This is a genomic window from Streptomyces inhibens (assembly GCF_022221585.1).
GTDB classification, from domain to species: domain Bacteria; phylum Actinomycetota; class Actinomycetes; order Streptomycetales; family Streptomycetaceae; genus Streptomyces; species Streptomyces inhibens.
Map to the genome: position 1 here is coordinate 549807 of NZ_CP084681.1, position 24583 is coordinate 574389.

The 24583-nt window shown below is 67.7% G+C and carries 16 protein-coding genes and 4 pseudogenes; 12 read left to right on the forward strand and 8 right to left on the reverse strand.

The genetic code is table 11. The features are described 5' to 3' along the window. Positions 1-82: 82 nt before the first annotated feature. Entirely contained in the window at positions 83-1546 is a 1464-nt protein-coding gene (locus KI385_RS02670) for a DUF4158 domain-containing protein (RefSeq protein WP_238570623.1), read from the reverse strand. A 121-nt stretch (positions 1547-1667) separates the two neighbouring features. Continuing rightward, the gene (locus KI385_RS02675; RefSeq protein WP_281066774.1) at positions 1668-2159 is read right to left on the reverse strand and encodes a transposase; all 492 of its coding nucleotides are present in this window, start codon (positions 2157-2159) and stop codon (positions 1668-1670) included. Between the two features lie 340 nt (positions 2160-2499). Here KI385_RS02675 and KI385_RS02680 point away from each other — a divergent pair, with 340 nt between their 5' ends. Continuing rightward, positions 2500-4527 carry a S8 family serine peptidase gene (locus KI385_RS02680; protein ID WP_238570625.1) on the forward strand — a complete coding sequence of 676 codons (2028 nt, stop codon included), beginning with the start codon at positions 2500-2502 and terminating at the stop codon, positions 4525-4527. 455 nt (positions 4528-4982) lie between these two features. Here KI385_RS02680 and KI385_RS44430 read toward each other — a convergent pair. Together KI385_RS44430 and KI385_RS02685 are read right to left on the reverse strand one after the other, a co-directional pair. Continuing rightward, a pseudogene (locus KI385_RS44430) lies at positions 4983-5265 on the reverse strand (site-specific integrase); the annotation flags it as partial. Between the two features lie 4 nt (positions 5266-5269). Next, positions 5270-5401 (reverse strand): annotated as a pseudogene (locus KI385_RS02685) (IS5/IS1182 family transposase); the annotation flags it as partial. On the opposite strand from KI385_RS02685, the gene KI385_RS02690 reads away from it, so the two are divergent. Further along, positions 5389-5727 (forward strand): hypothetical protein, encoded by a 339-nt coding sequence (locus KI385_RS02690; RefSeq protein ID WP_238570626.1) that lies wholly within the window; start codon positions 5389-5391, stop codon positions 5725-5727. The pseudogene KI385_RS02685 and the gene KI385_RS02690 overlap by 13 nt on opposite strands. 31 nt (positions 5728-5758) lie before the next feature. Here the strand turns inward: KI385_RS02690 and KI385_RS02695 are convergent. Beyond that, positions 5759-5968, reverse strand: a pseudogene (locus KI385_RS02695) (hydroxymethylbilane synthase); the annotation flags it as partial. Between the two features lie 557 nt (positions 5969-6525). Here KI385_RS02695 and KI385_RS02700 point away from each other — a divergent pair. After that, a complete protein-coding gene (locus tag KI385_RS02700; RefSeq protein WP_238570627.1) occupies positions 6526-7530 on the forward strand; it encodes an RICIN domain-containing protein in 1005 nt (334 codons plus the stop codon). 143 nt (positions 7531-7673) lie between these two features. Here KI385_RS02700 and KI385_RS02705 read toward each other — a convergent pair. From KI385_RS02705 to KI385_RS02715, 3 genes and pseudogenes are all read right to left on the reverse strand, one after another. Further along, positions 7674-8000: pseudogene (locus tag KI385_RS02705) on the reverse strand (helix-turn-helix domain-containing protein); the annotation flags it as partial. Positions 8001-8086: 86 nt separating this feature from the next. Beyond that, entirely contained in the window at positions 8087-10936 is a 2850-nt protein-coding gene (locus KI385_RS02710) for an ATP-binding protein (RefSeq protein ID WP_238570628.1), read from the reverse strand. Positions 10937-10944: 8 nt separating this feature from the next. Then, positions 10945-11460, reverse strand: a complete 516-nt coding sequence (locus KI385_RS02715) for a hypothetical protein (protein WP_238570629.1) — start codon at positions 11458-11460, stop codon at positions 10945-10947. 741 nt (positions 11461-12201) lie between these two features. On the opposite strand from KI385_RS02715, the gene KI385_RS02720 reads away from it, so the two are divergent. From KI385_RS02720 to KI385_RS02760, 9 genes are all read left to right on the forward strand, one after another. Continuing rightward, positions 12202-12348, forward strand: a complete 147-nt coding sequence (locus tag KI385_RS02720; RefSeq protein WP_238570630.1) for a hypothetical protein — start codon at positions 12202-12204, stop codon at positions 12346-12348. Positions 12349-12865: 517 nt separating this feature from the next. After that, the gene (locus KI385_RS02725; RefSeq protein WP_238570631.1) at positions 12866-15838 is read left to right on the forward strand and encodes a helix-turn-helix transcriptional regulator; all 2973 of its coding nucleotides are present in this window, start codon (positions 12866-12868) and stop codon (positions 15836-15838) included. A 534-nt stretch (positions 15839-16372) separates the two neighbouring features. Continuing rightward, positions 16373-16747, forward strand: a complete 375-nt coding sequence (locus KI385_RS02730; RefSeq protein ID WP_238570632.1) for a hypothetical protein — start codon at positions 16373-16375, stop codon at positions 16745-16747. Between the two features lie 68 nt (positions 16748-16815). Next, entirely contained in the window at positions 16816-17505 is a 690-nt protein-coding gene (locus KI385_RS02735) for a hypothetical protein (RefSeq protein WP_238570633.1), read from the forward strand. A gap of 53 nt (positions 17506-17558) precedes the next feature. Next, a complete protein-coding gene (locus KI385_RS02740) occupies positions 17559-17921 on the forward strand; it encodes a hypothetical protein (protein WP_238570634.1) in 363 nt (120 codons plus the stop codon). A 32-nt stretch (positions 17922-17953) separates the two neighbouring features. Continuing rightward, complete coding sequence (locus tag KI385_RS02745) at positions 17954-18346, forward strand: hypothetical protein (protein WP_238570635.1); 393 nt, start codon at positions 17954-17956, stop codon at positions 18344-18346. 185 nt (positions 18347-18531) lie between these two features. After that, positions 18532-21384: a helix-turn-helix transcriptional regulator gene (locus KI385_RS02750; RefSeq protein WP_238570636.1), complete on the forward strand. Its 2853-nt coding sequence runs from the start codon at positions 18532-18534 to the stop codon at positions 21382-21384. Positions 21385-21871: 487 nt separating this feature from the next. Next, the gene (locus KI385_RS02755) at positions 21872-23065 is read left to right on the forward strand and encodes an NAD(P)/FAD-dependent oxidoreductase (RefSeq protein ID WP_238570637.1); all 1194 of its coding nucleotides are present in this window, start codon (positions 21872-21874) and stop codon (positions 23063-23065) included. Beyond that, the gene (locus tag KI385_RS02760; protein ID WP_238570638.1) at positions 23062-23979 is read left to right on the forward strand and encodes an RNA polymerase sigma-70 factor; all 918 of its coding nucleotides are present in this window, start codon (positions 23062-23064) and stop codon (positions 23977-23979) included. Before KI385_RS02755 ends, KI385_RS02760 begins: the two co-directional genes overlap by 4 nt. Positions 23980-24583: the final 604 nt, after the last annotated feature.

A 24583-nucleotide genomic window follows, 5' to 3' on the forward strand; every position in this document is an offset into this window, starting at 1 on the left:
CAGCGGTTTGCGCAGCTCACGGTAGTTCTCCTCGCGTCACTCGGCGAAGTCCTGGGGCAGGTCCTCGTCGGGGTTGCGCCACTTATCGGCGCCGACGACCCAGATCTCCTTGCACTTGAGCTGGTCGCGCAGGGCCTGGAAGGCGACGACCTCGTAGACCATGCGCACCACGCGGCGCCGGCCGCGCTTGTCGGTGCGGCGGACGACCTCCGCCCAGTCCCCGCCCATCGCCTTGTGCACCGGCACGGTCTCGCCCAGCGGGTAGTACATGGTGTTGCCCGCCGCCTCGTACCGGGCCACCAGGGCCAGGGCCTCGATCACCGGCCGGTGGGTGTGGTCGGAACTCCAGCACGTCCAGGAGCTTGATCAGCCCGCGCCGGTAGTGGTTGGTGTACGACGCCTTCAGCGTCGTCTGCACCGTGCGCCGGTAGACCGGACCGCGGGTCTTGAACTCGTGCACCAGCTCCTGCTGCGTCTGCTCACCGCCGGACACCGCCGGGTAGACGACCTCACGGACCGTGCCCTCCGGCTCGGTGAGCGACGCCTCGGCGAGCTTGAAGAGGATGTTCTCCTTGCCCGACACCTTCTTGAACGCGTTGACCAGCTGCTCAGTGACCTTCTTCTCCGCCCGCGCCCCGATCCTGTGCACCGTGGAGATCAGCAGCTCCACCAGCGTGTCCGTGATCTCTCGCTCCCGCTCGTGCAACAGCGTCACCCGCAACGGCAGCGGGTGCGTCCGCAGATGGGTGGGAGACTCCACCGCGGCCCGCGCCCGCCATCCGGCTACCACCTTCGGCGCGACATCGGCGAACAGGTCCGGCGGCAGCCCGATCGCACGGACCGCGAGCAGCTTGTCGATCTCGGTGAGCATCGTCTCCAGGCTCACATTGCCCGGAGCCTCCTTGATCTTCCCCAGGACCGACGGCTCGTCCTCACCCTCACCGGCAGCGCCCTCACCGGCGCCGACGTTGTCCTCCTGGTCGGCGCCGGCGACCAGGGCCACGATCCGCTCGGTGCTCTCCACCGTCAGCCGCGCGGAGATCCGTGCCGTCAACATCTCCTCGGCCGCCCGCAGCGCAGCCGCCACGATCCGGTCGCACCGCCCCGCAGAGGGTGGCTCGATGCACTCCGTACGGCAGCGGGCCAGCAATTCCACCCGCACCTGTTCCGGCCGCCGCTCCTTGCACGCGACGTGTTCGGCGAGCCAGGCCGTCAGCTTGTCCGCGTCCACGACGCTGCACTCGCGGAAACCCAGGTACCCACGGATCTGCGCGCGGTGGTACTCGATCGTCCGGCCGGTCCACTCGTACGTCCCCAGCTCGGACGCGGGTACCTGCACCTGCCGGGCGACGAACTCCACCGCCTCGCCCGGCAACTCGAACCGGCCCCGGGGAAACCGGCCGTACTGCCTGTAGAACTTCAGCAACACGGCAAAGCCCAGTCGCGTCGCACCGCGCTTGCCGGACACGAGCCCCTGCTCGTCCTTCAGCAGCGTCCAGTGCTCGACCAGCTCGTCCAGGTCCAATGAGGTGCGGGCCACGATCATCGATCGTCCTCGCGGGGCTTCACCCACCGCAGCCACACGGCCCCGCACTCACCCACACGGGTGACGCTCTCGCAAGATCACCGCCGTTTGCGGCTGGTGACGATCCTGCTGGCTTATTCGGTCACGCGGCGAGGGAGAGGTCGAGGCGGGCAAGGTGGCTGACGCGGGTGCGGTCGAGCGGGTGGCCGTTCCACCAGGTATCGAGGCGAATGAGGTTGAGCGCAATGGCGGAGAAGACGTGCTCCAGGTGGGTCTTCTGGAGACCGAGGTAGCGGGCACGTCTCATGCCGGTGACCGCGACGGCCTGGTGGATGGTTCCCTCGATGCCCGCGCGGGTTCCGTACTTCGCTCGCCACTGCTCGTCGCCCTGCTGGAGGCGGGCGTGGTCGAGGACTTCTTGCACCTCGCGGGGTTGCAGGGAGAGAGTCCGGCCGCCGGTCTTCGAGCGGGTGCACTGGTCACGCACCGGGCAAGGGCGACATGTCTCCTTGTCGAAACGGTGACTGATGCGGAAATGACCGAACCGGTCCGCGGGGGCTGTGGAGGGCGCTTCCGCGCCACTCAACAGCACTCCTCCGGGCTCACCGGGCGGCCGCACCCTCGTCGCCCGCATCGCCTACCTGCTCCAGACACAGATCTCCCCGTTCCGTGGAGTGGCCTGCATCCTGCGACGAGCCTGGGGATGCCTTCGACCCACGGGAAGTGCAGGCCGGGCGGGAACGCCCCCTTCGGAGCAATATCGGGCCCGGATAGGGGTCTCCCCGTGGACTCCACGTGCCGGGCGCGCGGTCGAGCACCTAGCGTGTTGGCCGAACGGAAGTAACGCGAAGCCCGGCGTGCCATGGCTCCGGAAGGACCCCTGACGCACTGGCGCCGGCACGGGCAGTGGCGGAGACCACCGCGACCGCCCGGTGCCCGCCTTCTCCATCACCCGCACCCTCCGGGAGTTCGGCATGTCCCGTATCACCATCAACGGCGTGACGGTGGACCCGCTGGCCCAGGCCGATGAGCTGGCCACCGCCTCGCTGGTGTCAGAGGACGCCACCGCGTCCAACTACCTGCTCGTCCAGACCGCACACCCACCCACAGCCGAGGAGAAGGAAGAACTCGCGGCGCTCGGGGTGGTGATCCACGAGTACGTTCCGGACGACACCTATCTGTGCGGCTTCCGGCCCACGGATCTGGACGCCGTACGCGCCCTGCCCTTCGTGGCCTGGGCGGACGTGTACTTCAAGGGCTTCAAGATCGCCCAGTCTCTCCGAGCAACGCGGCTGCGTACGGGCGTCGCCGAGCTGGCCGGGCCCATGGACGGTGCGGGACCCACCACCCGCACCGTCGACATCGCCCTGCACGAGGACGTCAACGTGAGCACGGACGGGCTGCGAGACCGGATCGTGGCGGCAGCCGGTGGCAGCGTCGGCGACGTACGGCCCGAGCGCGGCAAGATCCGCATGACGGTCCGTGACGAGGACCTGCCAGCCCTGGCCGCGGTCGATGAGGTGAAGGAGATCGAGGAAGTCCCCGAGAGGGTGCTGTACAACACCGTCGCGGGGAACCTCATGAACGCCCATGTGTCCTTCAACGGCACGAAGTTCCGGGGCGAGGGCCAGATCGTGTGTGTCGCCGACACCGGGTTCGACAAGGGGTCCATCACCAATGTGCACCCCGCCTTCACCGGCCGGGTCAAGGGCCTGGTCGCCCTGGGCCGCACGAGCCCCGCAAAGACGGACGACCCGGACGGACACGGCACCCATGTGGCGGGCTCGGTCCTCGGCGACGGGACGTCGGCGTCGATGGGCAACGTCACCGGCACGGCTCCCGAGGCAAGACTGGTACTCCAGTCCGTGATGGACGAGAACGGCCATCTCACCGGCATCCCGTCCAACCTGCTCGACCTGTTCGAGCCGCCCTTCCTCGAGGACGGGGCGCGAATCCACACCAACTCGTGGGGCCCGGTCGATCCCGGGCTGCCCTACAACTCGGCCGCGAAGGAAGCCGATCAGATGATCTGGGACAACAAGGACTTCGTCATCCTCTTCGCCGCGGGCAACGACGGCGAGGACCGGGACAGGGACGGTCGCATCAACCTGAGGTCCGTCAGCGGGGAGACCGGGGCCAAAAACATCATCACCGTGGGCGCGAGCGAGAGCGACCGTCCCGAAATCCCCAAGAGGTACGAGCAGCTTCGGAACGGACTGGTCCGGTTCCCCGTCCCGCCGATCCACGGCGACAAAATGGCGGACAACCCCGCCGGGATGGCCGCCTTCAGCAGCCGTGGCCCCACCCAGGAAGGCCGGATCGCGCCAACTGTCGTCGCCCCCGGTACGTCGATCCTGTCGACGCGCTCCCGTCTGGCACAGGACCTCCAGAACTTCGGGGCCTCCACGGACCCCGCATACATGTTCGAGAGCGGCACCAGCATGGCCACCCCGCTGGTCGCCGGCTGTGTGGCGGTACTGCGCGAGACGCTGGTGAAGAACGGCACGCCCAAGCCCAGCGCGGCGCTCATCAAGGCCATGCTGGTCAACGGTGCCGACGAGCTGAAGGGCCAGTACGTCCCGAGCGAGGCGGGCCCCTCCCCCAACAACCACTCCGGCTTCGGCATCGTCAACCTCCAGCGTGCCGTCGTCCTGCCTACCGAAGCCGGTCGGGCGGGCTTCACCGACGCCAAAGAACTGGACCAGGGAGAAGAGCGGGCGTTCCGCATCACGGTCCCGGAAGGGGCGACCCGCCTGAAGGTCACCCTCGTCTGGACGGACCCCCCTGGCAAGGCTCTGCAGAACGACCTCAACCTGATCGTCCGAGCGGGCAGTCAGGAACGCCACGGCAACATGGGCACGGGCCCCGGGTTCGACCGTGTCAACAACGTCGAGCAGGTCAACTGGCAGAACGTCCCAGCCGGGGAAGCCGAAGTCGTCGTCAGCGCCTTCCGGATCACCCAGTTCGCCCAGCCGTACGCCGTCGCCTGGCGCATTCTCTGACGGATACGACCACGGTCCCGGCCCGTTCGGGCCGGGACCGTGGTCACGGATCGGGGGCCATGCGGCCCCAGTTGAGGACGATCGCGTCCAGTACGAGGCGGGGTCCGTCGGGGTTCAGGGCGTACAGCGCCTTGCCCACGCGCAGCGCGGCCGCGGCCCTCGCCCGGCCGGAGGTTCAGCCGTCGCATCACTGCGCGGTTGGAGTCCATACGGCCCCGACCTCCGCTGACCCACCCCGCTCCGCCCCCACCCGCCGCGCCCGAAGCCTGCCCCTACCGGGCGTGACGGGCACCAAGATCCGGACCATTCCCGGACCGGCCCGCTCCAAGGAGCCGTACGCACTGTCGTTTTCGCTGGTCACCGAGGGTGCAGCTGCTGTACCACCAGCAGACGAAGAACCTGCTGGTAGTCCTCTGCCTGACCCACGGCAGTCACGCAACACAGCTCGCAGCGCCTCAGATGCACGGTGGATCCCCGATCCTCGCGAGCAGTCCGTCAATGGCGGTGCGCCCCCTGCTTCCGGCCTCCGGCATGAAGTGAGCATAGTAACCGAGCGTGACAGCCGGCGAGGAGTGCCCGCGCCCCAGTCACCAGGGACTCCCCCGCCTCCAGCATGATCGAGGCGTAGGTGTGCCGCAGCACGTGGAAGCCGTCCTTCGGTGCCGCCTCCCACTACCACTGCTTCGCCCCCTTGGGGCGCGGAGGGATGATGCCGGCCTCGGCCGGCGCCGGTTTCCAGGGCCGGGAGCTCGGCCTTGCCACGCTCGCGGCGGTGCGGGATGACCAGGCCGGTTCCCCGGTAGCCGCCGTCCGCGACGACCGTGGTCCGGCGGACGGCGTCCTTGGCGCCGGATAGCTCCCATGCCTCGCAGTCGTCCGTTCGAGCTGCTCGGCGCGTTCAGCGCTGCCGAAGGGCTCGGCGCGGACCAGCGCGACCTCATGCGCACCGTGCCACGCCCCAGCCGTTCCGCCTTCGAGCAACGGCTCACCGGCCCTGGTGAGCTCGGCCCCGACGTGGACCGCGTGGTGGTCGCCTGCGACGACGCCAAGACCCTGCTGGATGCCGCGGTGCCGACGCCGGCCTTCCTCAACCACTCACCGTGGCGGCGCTTCGATCTACCCACGGGGCACTGGCCGATGCTGTCCACGCCCGTCGAACTCGCCGACACCCTCGACGCAGTCGTCTCTTCCGGACGCTGACGGGCATGCTCGCGCTCGTGCGCATGCACTGCGCGATGCCGTGGATCAGCTCGGGTGCGCCCTGGCATCGGATGACGAGGGCGACGAAGGTGCCGAGTGTCCCGGGGGTGAGCCGGCCGGCCCGTTCGTGGGCGTTGCGGACGGTCTTGCCGTCCGGGGTGAAGGCCCGTGCCCGCAGGGACAGTTCACCGCTGCGGCCGGTCTCGGCGTAGCCGACAGTGGCGCTGCTGCGGTGGCTCTGGGCCGCTCGCGTCCGGTGGTGAATCGGTCGGACACGGACGGCTGGTCCCGCGCGTATGTGAAGAAACCCTATACGTCAGTTGACGGATGTAGCGCAGTCGCGCGTACCCCAAAGATGGCACCAGACGGATCTGCAGGGCTAGCCGGCCATGAGTGACACGCAGTCGGCTGATCTATCCCTTGCGGGACCGATGAAGGACAGGGAAAGCGTGATGGCTCATCTGCTACCCGGCTTGGAGCTGCGTACGGGCGTGAGGCTGCTGGCCGTGTTCGTGACGGGCCTCGGACTCGTGGTGTGGGCCTCAGCACGATCTGCACCGTGGCGTTCGATGTTGCACGCCAAGCGAACCCTCAAAAAAGGACGGACCCATGAATCTATCGCACACCAGAAGTCGATGTGAACGCACATGTGTTGCGATTTTGGTCGTGGCGCTGACGTGTTTCGGTTTCATCGTTTCACCGTTCGGCACCGGCTCTGCGCGAGCCGACTCTCCGGATTGCTCCCAACCGGCTCAGTGTCTGACCATCTGGAGCCAACTGGAAGGGCCCAATTGGCGAGTGCTCGATGTCGGTAGGGGCTGGGCCGGTGACGGCATGAGCAACATTGGGAGCCTTAGCGTCTACCCGCACCAAGGAAGTGACAACGAAAAATTCCAGTTCCGCGACACCGGTGACGGCAGCTTCCAAATGGTGGTCCGCGACACCGGGAAGTGCATTTTCCAGGACGGTTCTCAACCAGGCGGCGGCTGGAATCGGGAGGTGGACTGCCAAGTCGAAGACAACCAGAAGTTCTACCTGGAGCCGACCTCAAACGGCTATTTCATGATCAGGTCGGTCTCCGACAGCAACTGCATGAACGCACTCGGCGGCTACAGTGGTCAGAACTTCGTCTATCACACGAATCACGTGGGTTCCTACTCCTGCAACCAAGGGGACTCGGCTTCGTTGTGGAAGATCGAGGATCCTGCCGATTCGAGCGGACAGGCTTTGCGGAGCCTCGCCGCCGAGTACGGGATGACCAGGTGCGACAAGGACCAGAGCCTCTGCAAGTTCAACAAGACGGACGTCACCAACGAGGAGAAGGGAGCCTCGCGCTGCCACAACCTCATTGACAACACCGCTGGATCAACGGAGGCCCCTCTCAAGTACACCAAGGCGGAGAGCAGCATCAATTCGCAAACCACAGGAACGGCTATTCGGAAGGGCGTAGAGGTCGGCATCGAACTCGGAGTATCCGGGGGCCCTTTCTCCGCCAAGGTTTCCAGCAAGTTCACCGAGAGCTGGGAATCCAACTACGCGCGTACTAACGGCACCACCCATACCGCTTCGCAGGATGTCACCGCGATGATTCCGGCGGGCGAATACGGCTGGGTGGAGGAAGTGCCGAGGAAGGTGACCGTCACAGGGGACTTTGTATTCAATCCCAACGCGTGGAACGAGTGGCACTACGCCGGAGGGACGAAAGTCACCGCGGCCACCGGAGCGGGTAATAACGGCGTGTTCAGCGCAGAGTGGATTCTGCGGCACTCGGCAACGAAGCCGACGACGGGGTCGTGTGTGTAGTCCGTCATATACGGATCCTGCCGAGGGGCTGGTTGCTCTTCTCGCCAGGTGACGGACATACGGTGTGAGTGGCTCCCGGTCCCCCCTCGGGCGGACCGGGAGCTTCGCCCGATGTGCCCACCCTGCTGAGTGTTGCGTCAGAGCCGATTCCGCCCCGTCGAGGCGCCAACCGTCCTGTCTCGGAGGGGGATCAAGGTGCCGTCCACGATCCACAACCGATCCGCGGCATCGGCGGGACGGGCGGCCGACTCGAGGGCGAGCAGGGGCCGCAGCCGCTGGATGACCCGGCATACGGTCGCCGGTGAGACCCCGAACAGCGGCGCCAGCTGCCACATCGTGAGGTTCGTGCGGTAGTAGACGGCCACCAGCAGCACCCGGTCGGACAGCGGCAGGCGCCACGGCCGACCACCGCCTGGACCGTTTCCGCCCCGCTCCCGCACCACCTTCAGGAGCCGCTCGAACTGCCTCATCCGGGGCGCGTATTCCTGGCTCCCACAGCGTTTTCACGTGATGCATCGCTCAGGTGGCGTAGGAGGTGTGGGGGAAACGGGGTGGGTCAGCGTGAACGATCCTGGTTCTGTCGCCGGATGACCTCGGCGGCGATTTCTACGCGTGAGGTCATCCCGAGCTTTTGCAGGATGTGGGACACGTGTGTGCTGACGGTGCGTCGCGAGATGCACATACGGGCGGCGATTTCGGGGTTGGGGTGGCCGGCCGCGACGTGGCCGGCCACGATGCGTTCGGTGTTCGTGAGTGCCTCCCAGTCTTGTCGGGCGCTGTCTCGTGGCCGGCGCGTGTGTTGGCGCACGGCGACGGTACGCAGACGGGAGGTGGCGCGGGCCGCGTGCCAGGCGGCGTCCAGGCCGCTATAGATCGTCAGCGCTTTGTCCAGCAGGGTGTTTGCCTCGCGGGGCATGTGACGTTGCGAGAGCAGTTCGGCTGCGTCGGTGTAGCAGTGCGCTTCGTTCAGGGGCCGTGGCGCGTGGCGGTAGCAGCGGGCTGCTTCCAGGAGCAGGTCGGGGTCTTGGGCCAGGAGCCCTTGGCATCGGTAGGCGTCGCCGAGGTGGTAGGGGCCGTCGCTGTGGTCGGCTCGTGTCTGCGCGGCGCGGGCGTAGCGGTGTGCGTTGGTGGTGTCGCCCTGGGCCAGGGCGAGGCGGACGAGGTCGGGGGTCAGAAAGCAGAGGATCGATTGGCCTGGCAGGTGGCCGATGCCGTGGTCGAATGCGGCTGCGAGGCGGGTGTAGGCGCGCTCGGGATTGCCCTGGGCCCCGTCCGCGAAAACGTCGGCACACAGCGGCAGGTACTCGTAGAACCAGGCGATCGTTGTGGTGTCGGTGGCCGCGTCTGCGGCGGTCAGGTGGGTTGAGGCGGCGTTCGGTTGGCCGCGGTGCAGCGCGATGATGGCCGCGACTGCCCGCAGTGCTCGGCTCATCGCGAAGTGCTCGCCAGGTTCGAGACCGGCCTCGACCTCGGCAAGGGCGTCGTCCCAGCGGCCGGTGTTGAAGGCGAGGAGGGCGCAGGAGAGGTGGTACCAGGGCAGCAGAAAGCCTCCGGTGTACTCGGCTGCCTTGCGGGTGCTTGCGAGGGTGTGGTGCGCGTCATCAGTGCGGTCGAGTTCGATGTAGCTGTTGGCCAGGGCGAGCTGCAGGCCGACGCGTTGCGCGGGGTGGATGGTTTGTGGTGTGAGCCGGGTTGCTTGTTGGGCCAGTTCGAGGGCTTGGGTGCCGGGCGCTTCGAGGAAGCGTTTGGCGGCCAGGATGTGCAGGGCATAGGCGAGGGCGGGGCCGTCGTCTTCGGCTTCGGCCGCGCACCGGGTGGTTGCCGCGACCTCCTCAGCCTGTGAGAGCTTGCCCAGTGCGAACAGGCACACTGCGCTGAACGCCTGGAACCGGATCGTCTCGATGGCGGGTACGTCCTGGCTGCTACATGCGAGGCGGGTCTCGATGAGCGCCAGGTCGGGGCGTCCGCGGGCGAATGCGGCGTGGACGATGATCCAGCGCAGGGGGCATTCCCACGTGAGGTCATGGGTCCTGGCCAGGGCGCATCGGGCGGTTTCTTCTGCCTCGGCGAGGTGGCCGCAGGAGAGCTGGGCGATGGCGCGGTGCCATTGGAGGTGGTCATGGCGTGGATCGTGGGGGTCGGCCAAGTCCAGAGCCTGGTCGATGAGTTGGAGAGCGGTGGCGGGTGCCCGGGTGGTGAGTTGTGCCGCGGATTCCACGAGCCAGGTGGTCAGGAACTCTCCGGCTGCTGGTGCCGCGACAAGCAGGTGCTCGGCGACCCGTTCGGGTGCTGCCCCAGCTGTTGCCAGGGCCTGCGCCGTCTTCAGATGCAGTATGGCGCGGACCGAGCCGGGCACGGCGTCGTAGAGGGCGTGGCGGATGAGGTCATGGCGGAAGACCAGTCGGTCACCGACCTCCCGCAGGATTCCGGCCGCTTCGGCCTCCGCGACGATGCTGAGCAGTTCGTGAGTGGGTCTGTCCAGGACCGTGGCGAGATCGGTGACCGTGCAGCCGGCTCCAAGCACCGAGGCGACGCGCAGCGACTGGAGCACCTCCTCACGCAGGTAGCGCAGCCGGTGCGTGATCAGTTTGGTCAGCGGCGGCACGGGGCAGCCGACCGTGACCTCCGCGATCCCGTCACGGGTCTCGATCGCCTCCTCACGCAGCAGGGCGGCCGCCAGCTCCTTGACGTACAACGGGTTTCCCGCCGCTCCCTCGGCCATGTTCCGTAGTCGCGGACCGGGCTCACCTCCGCACAGGTCAGCCAGCAGGGCCGACACAGCGGGTGGGCTCAGCGGTCCCAGCCCCAGCACGGTCTGGTCTCGCAGCCCCAGACTCTGGGAGAGCCGGTCGACGTTCCTGGCCTGAGGCACCGGCCGATAGGCCCCGACGACCAACAGCGGTAGCTGTTGAACACCGCGCGCCAGCCGCTGGAGCACCAGCAAGCTCGCCGGGTCGGCCCACTGGAGATCATCGAGGAGCAGCGCCAACGGCCCCTGGGCACACAGCTCCTCGACCAGAGCGAGCATCGCCTCCACGGTGGCGAAGTCCACCGCCCCGGCCGACGCGCCCTGCGCACCCGGCAGCCCGTAGCGGGCGTCGCCACGCAAGACCTCGGCGACCCGAGCCCTGGACGCATCAGCCGAGGTTGCGTCCACGCCCAGACAGGCCGACATCAACGCGAAAGGGAACCGCTGTTCCAGCTCCTGCGCCGCCCCGTGCAGTACCCGCATCCCCGCACGCTGTGCCATTGACGCCGCCAGCCCCAGCACAGCCGTCTTGCCCATACCGGGCTCGCCGAGCACGAACGTCGCCTGCCCCACACCTGACGACGCCGATGCCGCCAGTTCCTTCAATGTCGCCGTCTCGGCCTCACGGCCGACCAGGCAACCCGCGAAGTGATCCATGTCTCACCTCAGTGCGTCAGCCGATGGGCGATGTAGTCACGGAGCGATTGCTGAGTCACGTTCGTCAGGTCCAGGTGACCGGCGACCGGTCCCCAGCTGACACCGAAGTGCTGTACTTGAAGGAAGCCCGCGGCCTTCGTCTCCTCGCGGGTGAAATACACGGCCTGCGGTTGCTTCAGGGACAATCGGGCGACTGTGGCCGCCCGGTGAGGCACTCCGTCGAAATTGATTTCTGCCAGCGAAATGACCTTCTGTCGCCGGCAGTGGTCGGCCAGCTGCTGCCGGCTGCTCCGCGGCCTGACGGCTCCTTTTGTCGGGGCATGCGTGTGTGGGAACATCGCCCTCTGGATCTCGGGCTTGACCAGGGGCGGTAGTCCGAGCAAGGACACCTGCCTGTTCAGGCGAACAGGGGTCTGTCGGTTCACCCAACGCCAAAACTCGCCCTCGGCCTGGTAGGAAACGGCGACAGGCTCTTCCCGCACCTCGTAGGTCCAGCCGCGTTCGAGGGCGGCCCCGCCGGGCATACCCTCCCGCCGGTAGAGAGCTGCGTGCGGTCGGCACAGCCGCAAGGGATCTTGTGGCTGGTGCGGGCAGGTCGGGGCCTGACATGGGCCGAACGACGGGAACGGCCGGCCGGAGGCGAGCCGAAAGTCCCTCAAAATCATCGTGGTTCTCACCGGCTGCCCTTCCTGACGCACCTAAGTGGCGAAGAGGCTTACCAAGGTCTGTAAAAGCGAACGTAGCGAGAACAAACCCACTACCAACGAGCGATCCGGTCAATCAGCTGGCGATCGGTAAAGGCCACGTCGTAGGCGATGCCAAGGATCTCGTCGTCGGCGTGCACCCAGCGGCGTGGGTCCGCCGGGCGTGGCCCCTACAAGGGCGCGGCCCCCGGCCCGTACCCGCTGATTTCGGTGAGCGGGGCCGTGCCCTCGTCCAGGTCCGTGCATTCCGAGCCACCTGGAGGCCTGGCCTTCGGCGAGGGGAACGGCGTTATGCGTCCTCCTTCCGCTTCGGCCCAGTGCATCCCGCTGCCCGGCTCCTTGGGCTGCCGAGTGTCACCCGGGCTGCACGTCGCGCCGTAGGGACGTGTCGCCAACCGCATGGCCCGTGGGCTTGTGACAAGCCCATCATTCGGTCATCCAGAGCTCACCATGGACCCGGCCGAGGGTGACGGTATAGAGGCTCGAAGATCTCGCGTCGGCGCTGGTCACCCCAGCGTCGGCCGTGCGGCCGGGACGGCGGAACGGAGCAGGCCGGCGGCCTTGGCAGTAGCTGGAGCGGGGCGGTCGACGTTCGTCGTCGGTGAGGCCGGGCTGGGCATGACCGCTGCCCTGGCGGCGGCCGCGGGAAGCGCGGAGCGGCTGGGAATGCGGACGCTGAGCGGGGCAGCACAGGAGGCCGGGCCCTGACAGCGAGGCCGACCGGCTCGCCCGGGGCATGAGTCTGGGACACCAACCCTGCTGGAGCTGGCGCCGCTGAACCCGCCCGCCCTATCAGATCTGACACCCGATCTGGTCCGGCTCGACCTGCCCCCGGACGACACGACGAACGCCCTTTGCCACGCCGCCGCTGCCCGGGCCCGCGCCGACCATAGCGGCGGCCGTGCCACCTCGGCGACGCCTACCGCTGCCAAGGACTGCTCGATCAGGACCCGGACCCTTCACGCCGGCACGTCACCGAGTACGCGCACAGTAGTCCTACGTCAAATGACGGATCCAACACCACAGGCAGGCACGGATACTCAGACCTCGTGCCAGCACTGCCTGGACGCCTGTTGAGAAGGAAGAGGTAGCAGCATGCCGCGCGGGCCGGCTGGCAGACACCTGCTGCCCGCGGCAGCAGGTGCGCGAATGTCGTCGTTGCGGCCTGGCGCAGCAACGCCTGCGGAAGCCAAGCGGGAGCGCCGGGCGGCTCCACACGAGAGGAATGCACCGTGAGAGGAACCTCCCCAGCCAGCACCGACGTGCGCTTGGCCCGTCCGGCCGCGTCGGCGCCCCCTTCCTGCGGGGGGCTTACAGCGTGATCTTTAGGCAAGACCACACCCCGCCCAGTGGGCACTGGTCGCTGGTCGGCCGGAACGCCGAGCTGGCCGCACTGGACACCGTAGCCAGTCACGTGCTGAGGGGCCGGCCTCACGTGGTCCAGATCGAAGGTCCCGCCGGTATCGGCAAATCAGCTCTGCTGAGCGCTTGGTGCCGAGGTGACGAACGGTTCCGGGTACTGCGCACTCGCTGCCACCCGCTGGAACAGGAGACTGTCTTCGGCGCGGTCCGGCAGTTGTTCCAGCCGGTCATCGCGCCGGCCGGCGAAACAGCGCGCAAGTCCCTGCCGGACAGCGGGGCAGCCGCGCTGCAGTTCCTCGACGACACCGTGCCGGCGCCCCCGGTTCCAGGCGGACCTGACACCACAGCCGCCACCCTGAGCGGGCTCGACAAGCTCGCCGAGCGCCTGTCCGACCAGCAGCCTCTCCTGCTGATCATCGACAGCCCGCAGTGGATCGACCCGCCGTCATTGCGGTGGCTGGTCCAATACATCAGGCGCGTCAATACCGGCCCCGTACTGGTCGTGGTGGTCACGCCCACCGCTGAGTTCCGCAAGCACGACCCACTGCTGGCCGAACTCCTCCACCCCTCGCACTGCCACACGATCGTTCTCGGGCCTCTAAGCGTCCCGGACGTGCAACAACTGACGCAGGCGGTGTGGCGGGACGAGAACCCTGACCCGTCGTTCTGCGCATCCTGCCACGCCGCCACAAACGGTCACCCGCTGTTCCTGCACGCTCTGCTGAGCCACGCTCAGCTCAGTGGTCTGAAGCCCACGGCAGAGCACCAGGACCGAATCCGCACCATGTCCCTGACCAGCCTCAGGGGGGAGATACTCCACCGGCTCTCTCAGGCGTCCCCGGCGGCCGTCGACCTGGTACGGGCGCTCGCCATCCTCGGCGACCGCAGTTCGCGACACCTGCTTGCCGCACACTGCGGAAGGGGAGAGGCGGTGGTCCAGGCGGCGGCCGCAGAACTACGATCGCTGGGCCTGGTACGGGCGGAGCCTGACCCCGGTTTCGTCCACCCGGTCGTACGCGACACGGTCCTCGAGATGATGTCTCCCGACGAAGTGAGTCGTGGGCATGCCCGTGCCGCTCATGTGACCTTCCTCGGCGGTCGGCCCGACGAGGAAGTAGCCGCCCACCTGCTGGCAGCGGACCCGACGGAGGACACCTGGGCCGTGCCGTCCCTCCGTAGAGCGGCCGACCAAGCCCTGCGCCGCGGCGCACCGGAGGCTGCCGCGACCTATCTGCGCTGCGCCCTACGCCAGCCTCCACAGGCTGCAGAACGCGGCCCCCTCCTCCTCCAACTCGCCGTCGCCACCAGCCACTACAACGCTGTCCAGGCGCTGTCGTATGCCACCGAGGCGCTGGAGGCGCTGATCGACACGACTGCCCGTCGCGACGCGCTGGGGCTGGTGACAGCCTGCTTGCTGCTCGCTCCCGGAACGGGCACAGCGCCGTCCGTAGTGGATCGCCTGATCGCAGAGGTCCGCAGCCAGGCGGACGCCGACGGGGCAGATCAGGAGCTCGCACTGCGCGTACAGGTGCTGCGCTCCCTGGCGGAGTGTGAACGGCCCTCCGCCCTCACCACGGCGCCGGGGGCGGTTCCGGCTGTCGGCGTCGAGCACCTGCTCGGCCGCTCGCTGGGAGAACGACAGCTCCTCGCCCTGCACGCATTCCGTGCACTGCGCGCTGGAAGTCCGGCGCCCTACGTGGCCTCGCTCCTCGACCGCGCCTCCGGTACCCCGCCGGTCCTGTCCCCTGACGTGTTCCCCCTCCACTACTTCGTGGCTCACACCCTCCTCTATCTCGACGAATTCGACACGGCCGACCGGATGAGAGCGCAACTGGCCCGGGCAACCGAGGGGAAGAGCATGGAGCTGCTCGATACCTCGGTGACGGCCTATCACGCAGCCCTGGCCCTGCGCCGAGGAAACGTCACCGAGGCGCTCGTCGCGGCCCAGAAAGCCGTGGACCGCGGCTCGGCGACCGGCCGACCACCGTACTCGGCTGCCCTCGACGCCATGAGAATCGACGCTCTCCTGGCACGAGGCAGGGTCGACGCGGCTGAACACGTGGCACGGACCCGTTCCGCCGAGGGATGGGAAGAAGGAGCCTGGGAAGCACCGCTCTTCCTGATGAGCCTGGCAGCGCTGCGCACCGCCCAGGGCGACACCCGCGCAGGGCTGTCCCTGCTGCACGAGTGCGGCCATCTCTTCCTCGCGTCAGGGACAGCCAGCCCGGCCATCTGCCCGTGGCGCTCCCGCGCCGCCGCAGCTCACCTGGTACTTGGCGAAGCCTCTGCCGCCCAGGAACTCCTCGACGAAGAACTGCACCTCGCACGGCGCTCCCAGATCCCACGAGCCGTGGGGGTGGCCCTGCGTATGACCGGCAAATCGGCCTCCGGAGCACAACAGCTTGAACTGCTGGACGAAGCGGTGACCACGCTCACCGCGACCCCGGCGCGCCTCGAACTCGCCCGCGCCCTGCACGATCTGGGTGTGGCCCAGGCTCGCCGCGGGGGCTTGGGTGACGCACGCAGAGCGCTGCGAAAGGGCTTGATGCTGGCTACCGAGTGCGGCGCCACAGCGCTTGCGAAGCGCCTGCGGCAACAGTTGCATGACGCCGGTGGGCGCGCTGGTAAGAACGGCTCTGGTCTCCTGACGCCAGGAGAGGAACGTGTCAGCGCTCTGGCTGCCCAGGGTTGCAGCAACAAGGAGATCGCCGAGCGGCTCTTCGTGTCTTTGCGGACCGTGGAGACCCACCTCACCGGCGCCTACCGCAAGCTGGGGATTTCCGGGCGCGATCAGCTCGCCGCTGCCGTGGCTGCCCCGGGCACTCGGTCCGGATGAAGTAACCGGGTACTGCCACCGTTCACGGGCGCAGGGACGCCGGTAAAGAGTCAGGACAGGGACGCGGTCCCCTCGCTGGCGGTGAACAACCCGAGCCCCACCGGCACTGGTGGGGCTCGCGGCGTTGGGGCCAACAGTCGTGTGAGCACGGCCCCCTGCTGCCCGTTGCGCCGGTCCGGGCAGTGCATCGGCGACCCGTTCCGCCTTTGCGAACGCGGTAGTGCGTTGGACGTCGTTCATCGTGACGCAGCGGGGTCCCGTGCAGGGGCCGCTTGCTTCGGTCCCAACTGTGCAGCTTGCGGTCCGCCAAGACGTTCCTCGGGGGCGTGTGCTCCAGAACTCGTGGTTCTCCGCATGTTCTCTTGTCGGCTCTCCACGCTGTTTCTCGCCAGGGCCGCAGCATTAGCGGTTCACCGTTCCGGCGAGAACATTTTCATGGCATCAATTACGTAAGAGCAAAGGACGTGCCGGCAACGGACGTTGAGCGGTCGGCGCCCTTGCCGTGAAGAATTCAGCGAAGGGAAGGAAACCATCATGACATGGCGCAGCAGGGCCGTACTCGGGATGATCGCAGCAGCGGGAGTTTGCCTCCCGATGGGGGTTTTCGCCACCTCTGCATCAGCGGCACCGGGCACGAATGTCCAGATCAAGCAGAACGCCGCTATCGCCGCCACTACGTGCTTCACGTTCGTGGGGGCGGAGGACAAGAATTACTGCAACTACTCCCGCCCGATGGGCGATACCGCGACGGTAGGTATCCCGCCCAACACGTCGGAAGTCGTGATCGACCTGAAGACCTTTCCCTGGGAAAGTCCGGCGGACAGCATCGCGTTGGGCACCGAGAAGAACCGCTGTGTCGAGGTGAGCGGAACCGCCTTTAACGCGAAGCTGCTGGAAGTCGGCTGCTGAACCTGACGGACAAGCACAGCCCGCACTTCCTGCAAGAGCTCCCGCTGTCGAGAAAGCGAGAAAGAACAATGCCCCTTCCTTACCGGGCAGGAATCACCGCTGCCGCGTCCGTGATGGCGCTCACGTTGGCCATGCCGACGGCCACATCATCTTCCCGGCAAGACGTCAACGGTCACACCGACAATTGGTTGAAGGAGGGAAGCCCTTCGGTCACCTACGACAACGGCACCACGCTGACCCGGCAGTCCGATGTGCTGGAGGCACTCCAGCAGTGCAGCTCGCTGTCCGTGTCGTGCGCCTCTACGACGGTCGAAGACATCGGCCCGGTCACCAGGTGGTACGACGCGGAGAACTCCGATCAGGGCACCGGACCGATCGAAAACTGTGGCGAGAGCGGAAACGACATCACCCAGACGATCACCGCGGGTCATACCTTCTCCTGGGGGTGGAACGTCGGCGTCAGCGTCGATGTCAAGCTCGTCAAGGACAAGCTGGGAATTGGGGCCAGCGCGGGGTTCTCCCAATCCAGCTCAGAAATGTCCACGGGCGCCACCTCCATCGTCGTAAAGCCCGGACAGAAGGGCATGCTCAAGTTGGGCTACGACATGGACCGGAAGGTCACCAACGTGTCGATTCAGGGCGGCAAGTTCGGCGGCGCGAAGATCACCGGACTTCGCACGGAGACCCCCCTCCCGGGAGGTAAGCGCGCGGGCCAGGACATTATCCCGTGTGGCCAAAATCTGCTCAACGGGCGCTGACACCCGTTCCCCGGATACCAGAAAGGCTCGCAATGCAGAAGACAAATCGATCCATGCTCAACGCCGCCACCGCCCTCTGTCTCGTGCTCGGCGGAATGGCCGTAACGGCGACCCCTGCCGCTGCCCAGTCCTCGGGCCACCTCGGCTTCTCCAACAAGGGCTGGTTCCTCGTCAAGACCTGCTACAAGTGGCAGGGATCGACTACACCCGACAGCTGCGACGACAACAAGCCCATCGGCACGGACTGGGGAGTGGACATCCCCGCCGATGCACAAGGCGCAAGGATCGAAGTGAGCGTCCACGGACATCAGATCGGCGATCTCGATTCGCCACAGATCACCGACCTGAACCGCAACTACTGCTACGAGCTCAACGGTTACACATGGAACCCGACCATCACCGAGAAAAGCTGCTGACCCAGCTCAGTAACAAGAAAGGGAGACTCAGCGTGCGCACCCTCAAGAGGTCGGTGGCATACGGCGCTGCCGCGGCGGGCCTGGCTTTGATCGGAACACTCGCCATGGCACCGATCGCCTCCGCCGACTCGGGCCACTACATCCAGTTCTCCAATAACTCGGGCTTCCTGGTCGACACCTGCTACCAGTGGCAGGGGCCGGATGGCATCGAGAGCAAGAACTACTGCCACACGGCCAAGCCGGTCGGACAGACCTGGAAGGCGTACTTCCCCGCCGAAGCAACAGGCGCCACCGCCACGGTGACCTTCGCCATGGGCAACGGAGGCGCCAAGGAGTACCTGTACAACCTCGACTCCAACAGCAACCACTGCTTCCAGACCACAGGCCTGTGGCCTAACGGGCAGGTGCTTCGCACCACCTGCTGAAGCTGAATCCGGGCCTGCCGACAAGAAGTCGGCAGACCCGGTCCAGCACGTTGCTCTCCTGAGTCCGGTCTGGAGGCGATGACCACGAGTCGTGAAGAAACCCACCCTACAGACCGCATAACGAAGTCGGCTCTGGTCCCTCTCTTCTGTTTGAGGGGCGGCGCACAGAGCACAGAGGTGAGGACATGGAGGATTTCGCAGGTCGCCTTATCGGCCGTGAGGGCGAGACGGCGGAACTGAGCAGGCTGGCGGCATCCGCCATGGCGGGTGTGGGCCAGGCAGCGTTCGTTGTCGGTGAGGCAGGTGTGGGCAAGACCGCCGTGCTGGAGCTGGCAGCAATAACAGCAGAGCGGCTGGGGATGCGGGCCCTGTACGGGGCAGCGCAGGAGCTGGAGCGGCAGCGTCCGTTTGCTTTGATCGTGTCCTGCCTGGGGGTGGACGCGGCGCCAGGCGACATCTCCCGGGCGCGGGCCGCCGAGATCCTGCGCGGCAATGACCGGTATGGGCTGCCGGAGGTGTTGGGCGGGGCGGGCGAGGTGGACTTCGCCACCGTCGAGGCGATGCTCGGCCTGGTCGAGGAGCTGTGCGCGCAAGAGCCGCTGGCGCTTTTCGTCGATGATCTCCAGTGGGCCGACTCGGCGAGCCTGCTGGTGGTGCACCGGTTGATGCGGTCGGTTCAACAACAGCCCCTTCTGGTTGTCGGGGCTTACCGGCCGGTGCCCAGGGTCGAAGCCGACCGACTGTCCCAGAGCCTTGCCCACGGCAACTGCGCCGTGCTGGGGCTGGGACCGCTGAGCCCACCCGCTGTGTCGGCCCTGCTGGCTGACCTGTGCGGAGGTGAGCCCGGTCCGCGACTACGGAACATGGCCGAGGGAGCGGCGGGAAACCCGTTGTACGTCAAGGAGCTGGCGGCCGCCCTGCTGCGTGAGGAGGCGATCGAGACCCGTGACGGGATCGCGGAGGTCACGGTCGGCTGCCCCGTGCCGCCGCTGACCAAACTGATCACGCACCGGCTGCGCTACCTGCGTGAGGAGGTGCTCCAGTCGCTGCGCGTCGCCTCGGTGCTTGGAGCCGGCTGCACGGTCACCGATCTCGCCACGGTCCTGGACAGACCCACTCACGAACTGCTCAGCATCGTCGCGGAGGCCGAAGCGGCCGGAATCCTGCGGGAGGTCGGTGACCGACTGGTCTTCCGCCATGACCTCATCCGCCACGCCCTCTACGACGCCGTGCCCGGCTCGGTCCGCGCCATACTGCATCTGAAGACGGCGCAGGCCCTGGCAACAGCTGGGGCAGCACCCGAACGGGTCGCCGAGCACCTGCTTGTCGCGGCACCAGCAGCCGGAGAGTTCCTGACCACCTGGCTCGTGGAATCCGCGGCACAACTCACCACCCGGGCACCCGCCACCGCTCTCCAACTCATCGACCAGGCTCTGGACTTGGCCGACCCCCACGATCCACGCCATGACCACCTCCAATGGCACCGCGCCATCGCCCAGCTCTCCTGCGGCCACCTCGCCGAGGCAGAAGAAACCGCCCGATGCGCCCTGGCCAGGACCCATGACCTCACGTGGGAATGCCCCCTGCGCTGGATCATCGTCCACGCCGCATTCGCCCGCGGACGCCCCGACCTGGCGCTCATCGAGACCCGCCTCGCATGTAGCAGCCAGGACGTACCCGCCATCGAGACGATCCGGTTCCAGGCGTTCAGCGCAGTGTGCCTGTTGGCACTGGGCAAGCTCTCACAGGCTGAGGAGGTCGCGGCGATCACCAGGCAAAGGGCCGAAGCCGAAGACGACGGCCCCGCCCTCGCAAATGCCCTGCACGTCCTGGCGGTCAAACGCTTCCTCGAAGCGCCGGGCACCGAAGCACTGGAACTGGCCCGGCACGCGACTCGGCTCACTCCGGAAACGATCCATCCGGCACAACGGATCGGGCTGCAACTCACCCTGGCCAACGACTACATCGAACTCGACCGCATCCACGACGCACGGCGCACGCTCGCAGCCGTCCACCAGGCAACCGAGCACACCGCAGGCGTCTTCGTTCCCTGGTACCACCTCTCGTCCGCCCTCCTCGCTTTCAACACCGGCCGCTGGGACGATGCCCTCGCCGAGGTCGAGGCCGGTCTCGATCCCGGCGAGCAGTTCGCGATGAGCCGGGCGCTGCGGGCGGTGGCATCACTGATCGCGATGCACCGCGGCCGGCAGACCACCGCCGCAGCTCACCTGACCGCCGCGGCCATGGCATCCGACAACGGAACGGTCGCCTGGTACTACGAGTACCTGCCGCTGTGTGCCGACGCCCTCGCCGACGAGGCCCAGGGCAATCCCGAGCGCGCCTACACCCGCCTCGCAGCCGCATTCGATCGCGGCGTCGGCCACCTGCCTGGCCAACTCATCCTCTGCTTTCTGACCCCCGACCTCGTCCGGCTCGCCCTGGCCCAGGGTGACACCACCAACGCACCGCGCTACGCCCGCGCCGCCCAGCAGCGCGCCGACCACAGCGGCACGCCGTACCACCTCGGCGACGCCTACCGATGCCAAGGGCTCCTGGCTCAAGACCCCGACCTGCTCCTCGAAGCAGCCCGCTGCTACCACGAGGCGCCCAGACCCCTGAGTGAAGCACACGCCGTCACCGACGCAGCGCAACTGCTCGCCCACCGCCGACAACCGGCCCAGGCCCGAGCCCTCCTCGACCAAGCACTGGAGATCTACGCAGACCTGGACGCCCGCTGGGACGCGGCCCGCGCCGCCTCCCGCCTGCGTGCGGCCGCTGTACACCGAGGCACCCGCAGGCCACACAACAGCGCCCGCCAGGGCTGGGAGGCACTCACGGACACCGAACGCATCGTCGTCGGCCACGTGGCCGACGGCCACTCCAACCCCGAGATCGCCGCCCGCATATTCATCTCGCGACGCACCGTCAGCACACACGTGTCCAGCATCCTCACGAAACTCGGGAAGACCTCACGCGTAGAAATCGCAGCCGAAGTCATCCGTCGGCAGCACCCCGGCCGGGCATGCCCAAAGGACTGATCGCGTTCCGCTCCCCACCGAACACACCCGATGGTTCTGAGGCGCCCCTAAGTGGTCGGCTCCGGAAATCCTTCGGGGGTTGACTCCGGAGCCGGTCGTGGGCGCCGCCGCTCAGGTGTCGAGGTGATGAGGATCGGCGATCTGGGTCCGGTTCGTTTCGAGTGAAGCTCGCGATCAAGTGGTGAGGGCGTCGTTCCGCTGGTCGGGGGTGGCGTAGAGCCGGTCGTGCTCGCGGGCGGCGTGGAAGCACCAAGCCCCGCCGCTGACCTGCGGATCCTGTTGTTCCGTCAGTTCCCGTGCGGAGCCAGTCGATCATGATTGAACGCTGCGCGTCGCGGTGCTCGGGGCGCTGATGCCGCGCCCGCCCGCTCCCTCTTCACGATGTGACGTGGGTCATATCAGCCTCATGTCACGAACGGAAGGGCAGCTTGCGTCTGGTGGTCGTCCGCACAGCGGGAACGACCAACACGAAGGAGATAGCAGAGCGATGAACGCGACAGCAGCGCAGCAGCACGAGGTCCTGGTCCTGGGCGCCGGCTACGCCGGGCTCTCCGCCGCGATCCAGCTCGCGGCCCGCACCAGGAAGCGTGGGAACCTGCGAGTGACGCTGGTCAACCCCTACGACAACTTCACCGAGCGGCTCCGACTGCACATGACCGCCACCGGCCAGGAGACGGCCGAGATGAACATCCCGGAGCTGCTGGACGGCACCGGCGCCGCCTTCGTCCGCGGCTGGGTCACAGCCGTGGACGCCGAGGCGAAGACCGTCCGGATCGACGACGACCGGGTCCTGCGCTACGACACCCTGGTCTACGGCCTGGGCAGCATCGCGGACACCGTCGCCGTCCCCGGCGTGGACGACCACGCCTACACCTTCAACAGCCCGGAGGACGCCGCCCTCCTCGCCGACCGGCTGACCCGGCTCGACGGCGGGACCGTCGTGGTCGGCGGCAGCGGCCTCACCGGCGTCGAGGCCGCCGCGGAGATCGCCGAGCGGCACCCGGAGATCCAGGTGGTGCTGCTGGGCCGGCAGGAGCCGGGCGCGAGCATGCATCCGAAGGCCAAGGCCTACCTGGACGCGGCACTCGCCCGGGTCGGCGTGCGGGTGCGCAGCGGCGTCGAGGTGGCCAAGGTGCTGCCGGACAGCGTCGAGCTCGCGGACGGCTCCAGCATCCCGGCGGCCGCGGTGTTGTGGACCAGCGGCACCCGCGTCTCGCCGCTGGCTGCCACCGCGGGCCTGACCGTCGACGAGCGCGGCCGTGTGGTCACCGACAGTGCGCTGCGCTCGGTCTCCCACCCGGATGTCTACGCCGTGGGCGACGCGGCGGCGATCCGTCAGGGCTACGGCGTGATGCACGGGACCTGCCAGGGCGGCATGCCCACCGGCGTGCACGCGGCCCTCTCGATCCTGCGGGTGCTGGCCGGCAAGGAGCCCAAGCCCTTCCGCTTCGGCTACTACCACACACCCGTCAGCCTGGGCCGGAACGACGCCGTCGTGCAGTTCACCCACCCCGACGACAGCCCGCGCCGGCTCGTGCTGACCGGCAGGCGAGCCGCGAAGTACAAGGAGACGGTCACCGCCGCGCCGTGGCCGACCTTCGCCCGCATGAAGAAGATGCCCGTCTCGGGCGCCCTCTGGCCGCACGGCGGCCGCTACACCCGGATACGGAGCGCCAAGTGACCCAGCCGCAGCAGATCGGCCCCGACCAGCTCGCCTTCCAGCAGTACCGCAACCTGCTCTTCTCCGTCGCCTACCGCCTCCTCGGCACCGCCGCCGATGCCGAGGACGTGGTCCAGGACGCCTGGCTCAAGTGGTCGGCGGCCGACCGTTCCCAGGTCGCCGACCCCAAGGCCTATCTGACCCGGATCGTCTCCAACCTGGCGGTGGAGCGGCTTCGTTCGACCCGCCACCAGCGCGAGACCTACGTCGGGCCATGGCTCCCCGAGCCGATCCTCACCGGCCCGGATACCGCCGACGGCGTCGCCATGGCGGACTCGGTCTCCATGGCCCTGCTGGTCGTCCTGGAGACGCTGAGCCCCCTGGAGCGCGCGGTCTTCGTGCTGAAGGAGGTCTTCGCCTTCAGCTACGCGGAGATCGCGGAGGCGGTGGAACGCTCGGAGACGGCGGTCCGGCAGGCCGCGCACCGCGCCCGCCAGCACGTCCAGGCCCGCCGGCCCCGTTTCACCGCGGACCGCGCCCGCCAACGCGACGTCACCGAGCGCTTTTTCGTGGCGACGTCGGGCGGCGACATCAACACCCTCATGGAGCTGCTCTCCCCGGACGTGACGCTGTGGACCGATGGCGGCGGCAAGGTCCGCCAGGCCCTCAAGCCGGTCGTCGGCCTGGAGACCGTGGCCCGTTGGTTCGCCGCGCTCGGCACCGTGACCTACCAGGGCATCGAGCCCGGGCAGATGCGGGCAGAGCTCACCTGGATCAACGGCGGCCCGGGCGTGGTCTTCCGCGGCCCGGACCGCGTGGTCGCCACGCTGACCTTCGACTTCGACCCGGAAGGCCGCATCTCGACCATCCACAACGTGGCCAACCCGGACAAGCTCCACGCCGTCGCCGACGGCACTCGGCACGAACTCTCCTGAGCTGCCCGATCGTTGTCAACGCCCTCCGGAATCCTCGTGAGCGCCCGGGTGTGGCTGCCCCAGCACGGCCCAGGTGGAGCTGGCTGGCGCAGTCGAGGGCGTCCTCGGGTGGGCCGGCGAAGCCACCGGTGGGCAGGATGGAGTCTGCGTGCGGTTCGTAGCTGGCGTAAGTAGGGGGCGAAGCCCCAGATGTCGGCGGATCCCGCGTAGCCCAGGCGCATGAGCTTGAGGACTTCGCCGTCGGCGAGTTGGTGGTCGAGTCGTCGCGGGGCTCCGGGCGGCCAAGTTTCCTAGGCCATGCGAACTGCAACAGGAACGAGCCATACCCAGAGCCTCTGGCCCCACCGATCCTACGAATGACCAGTTCATGCCTACGAAGAAGTTAAGACGGGAAGCAGTGGCGCCACCCAGCGAGTACACACCCGAACTGGCTGGCCGGCGGATCGGCCGTGCGCGCCAGAAGGCGCGGCTGGGTTGAAGAAACACAAAGCGCGCCAGGACCCCGTGGCTAACGCAAGACTGACGCTCAGCGAGCTGAACTCAAGAACTTGAGCGGCGCAACGTGAACTGAAGATAGAAAACACCTTTCTGGAAAATCCACAGC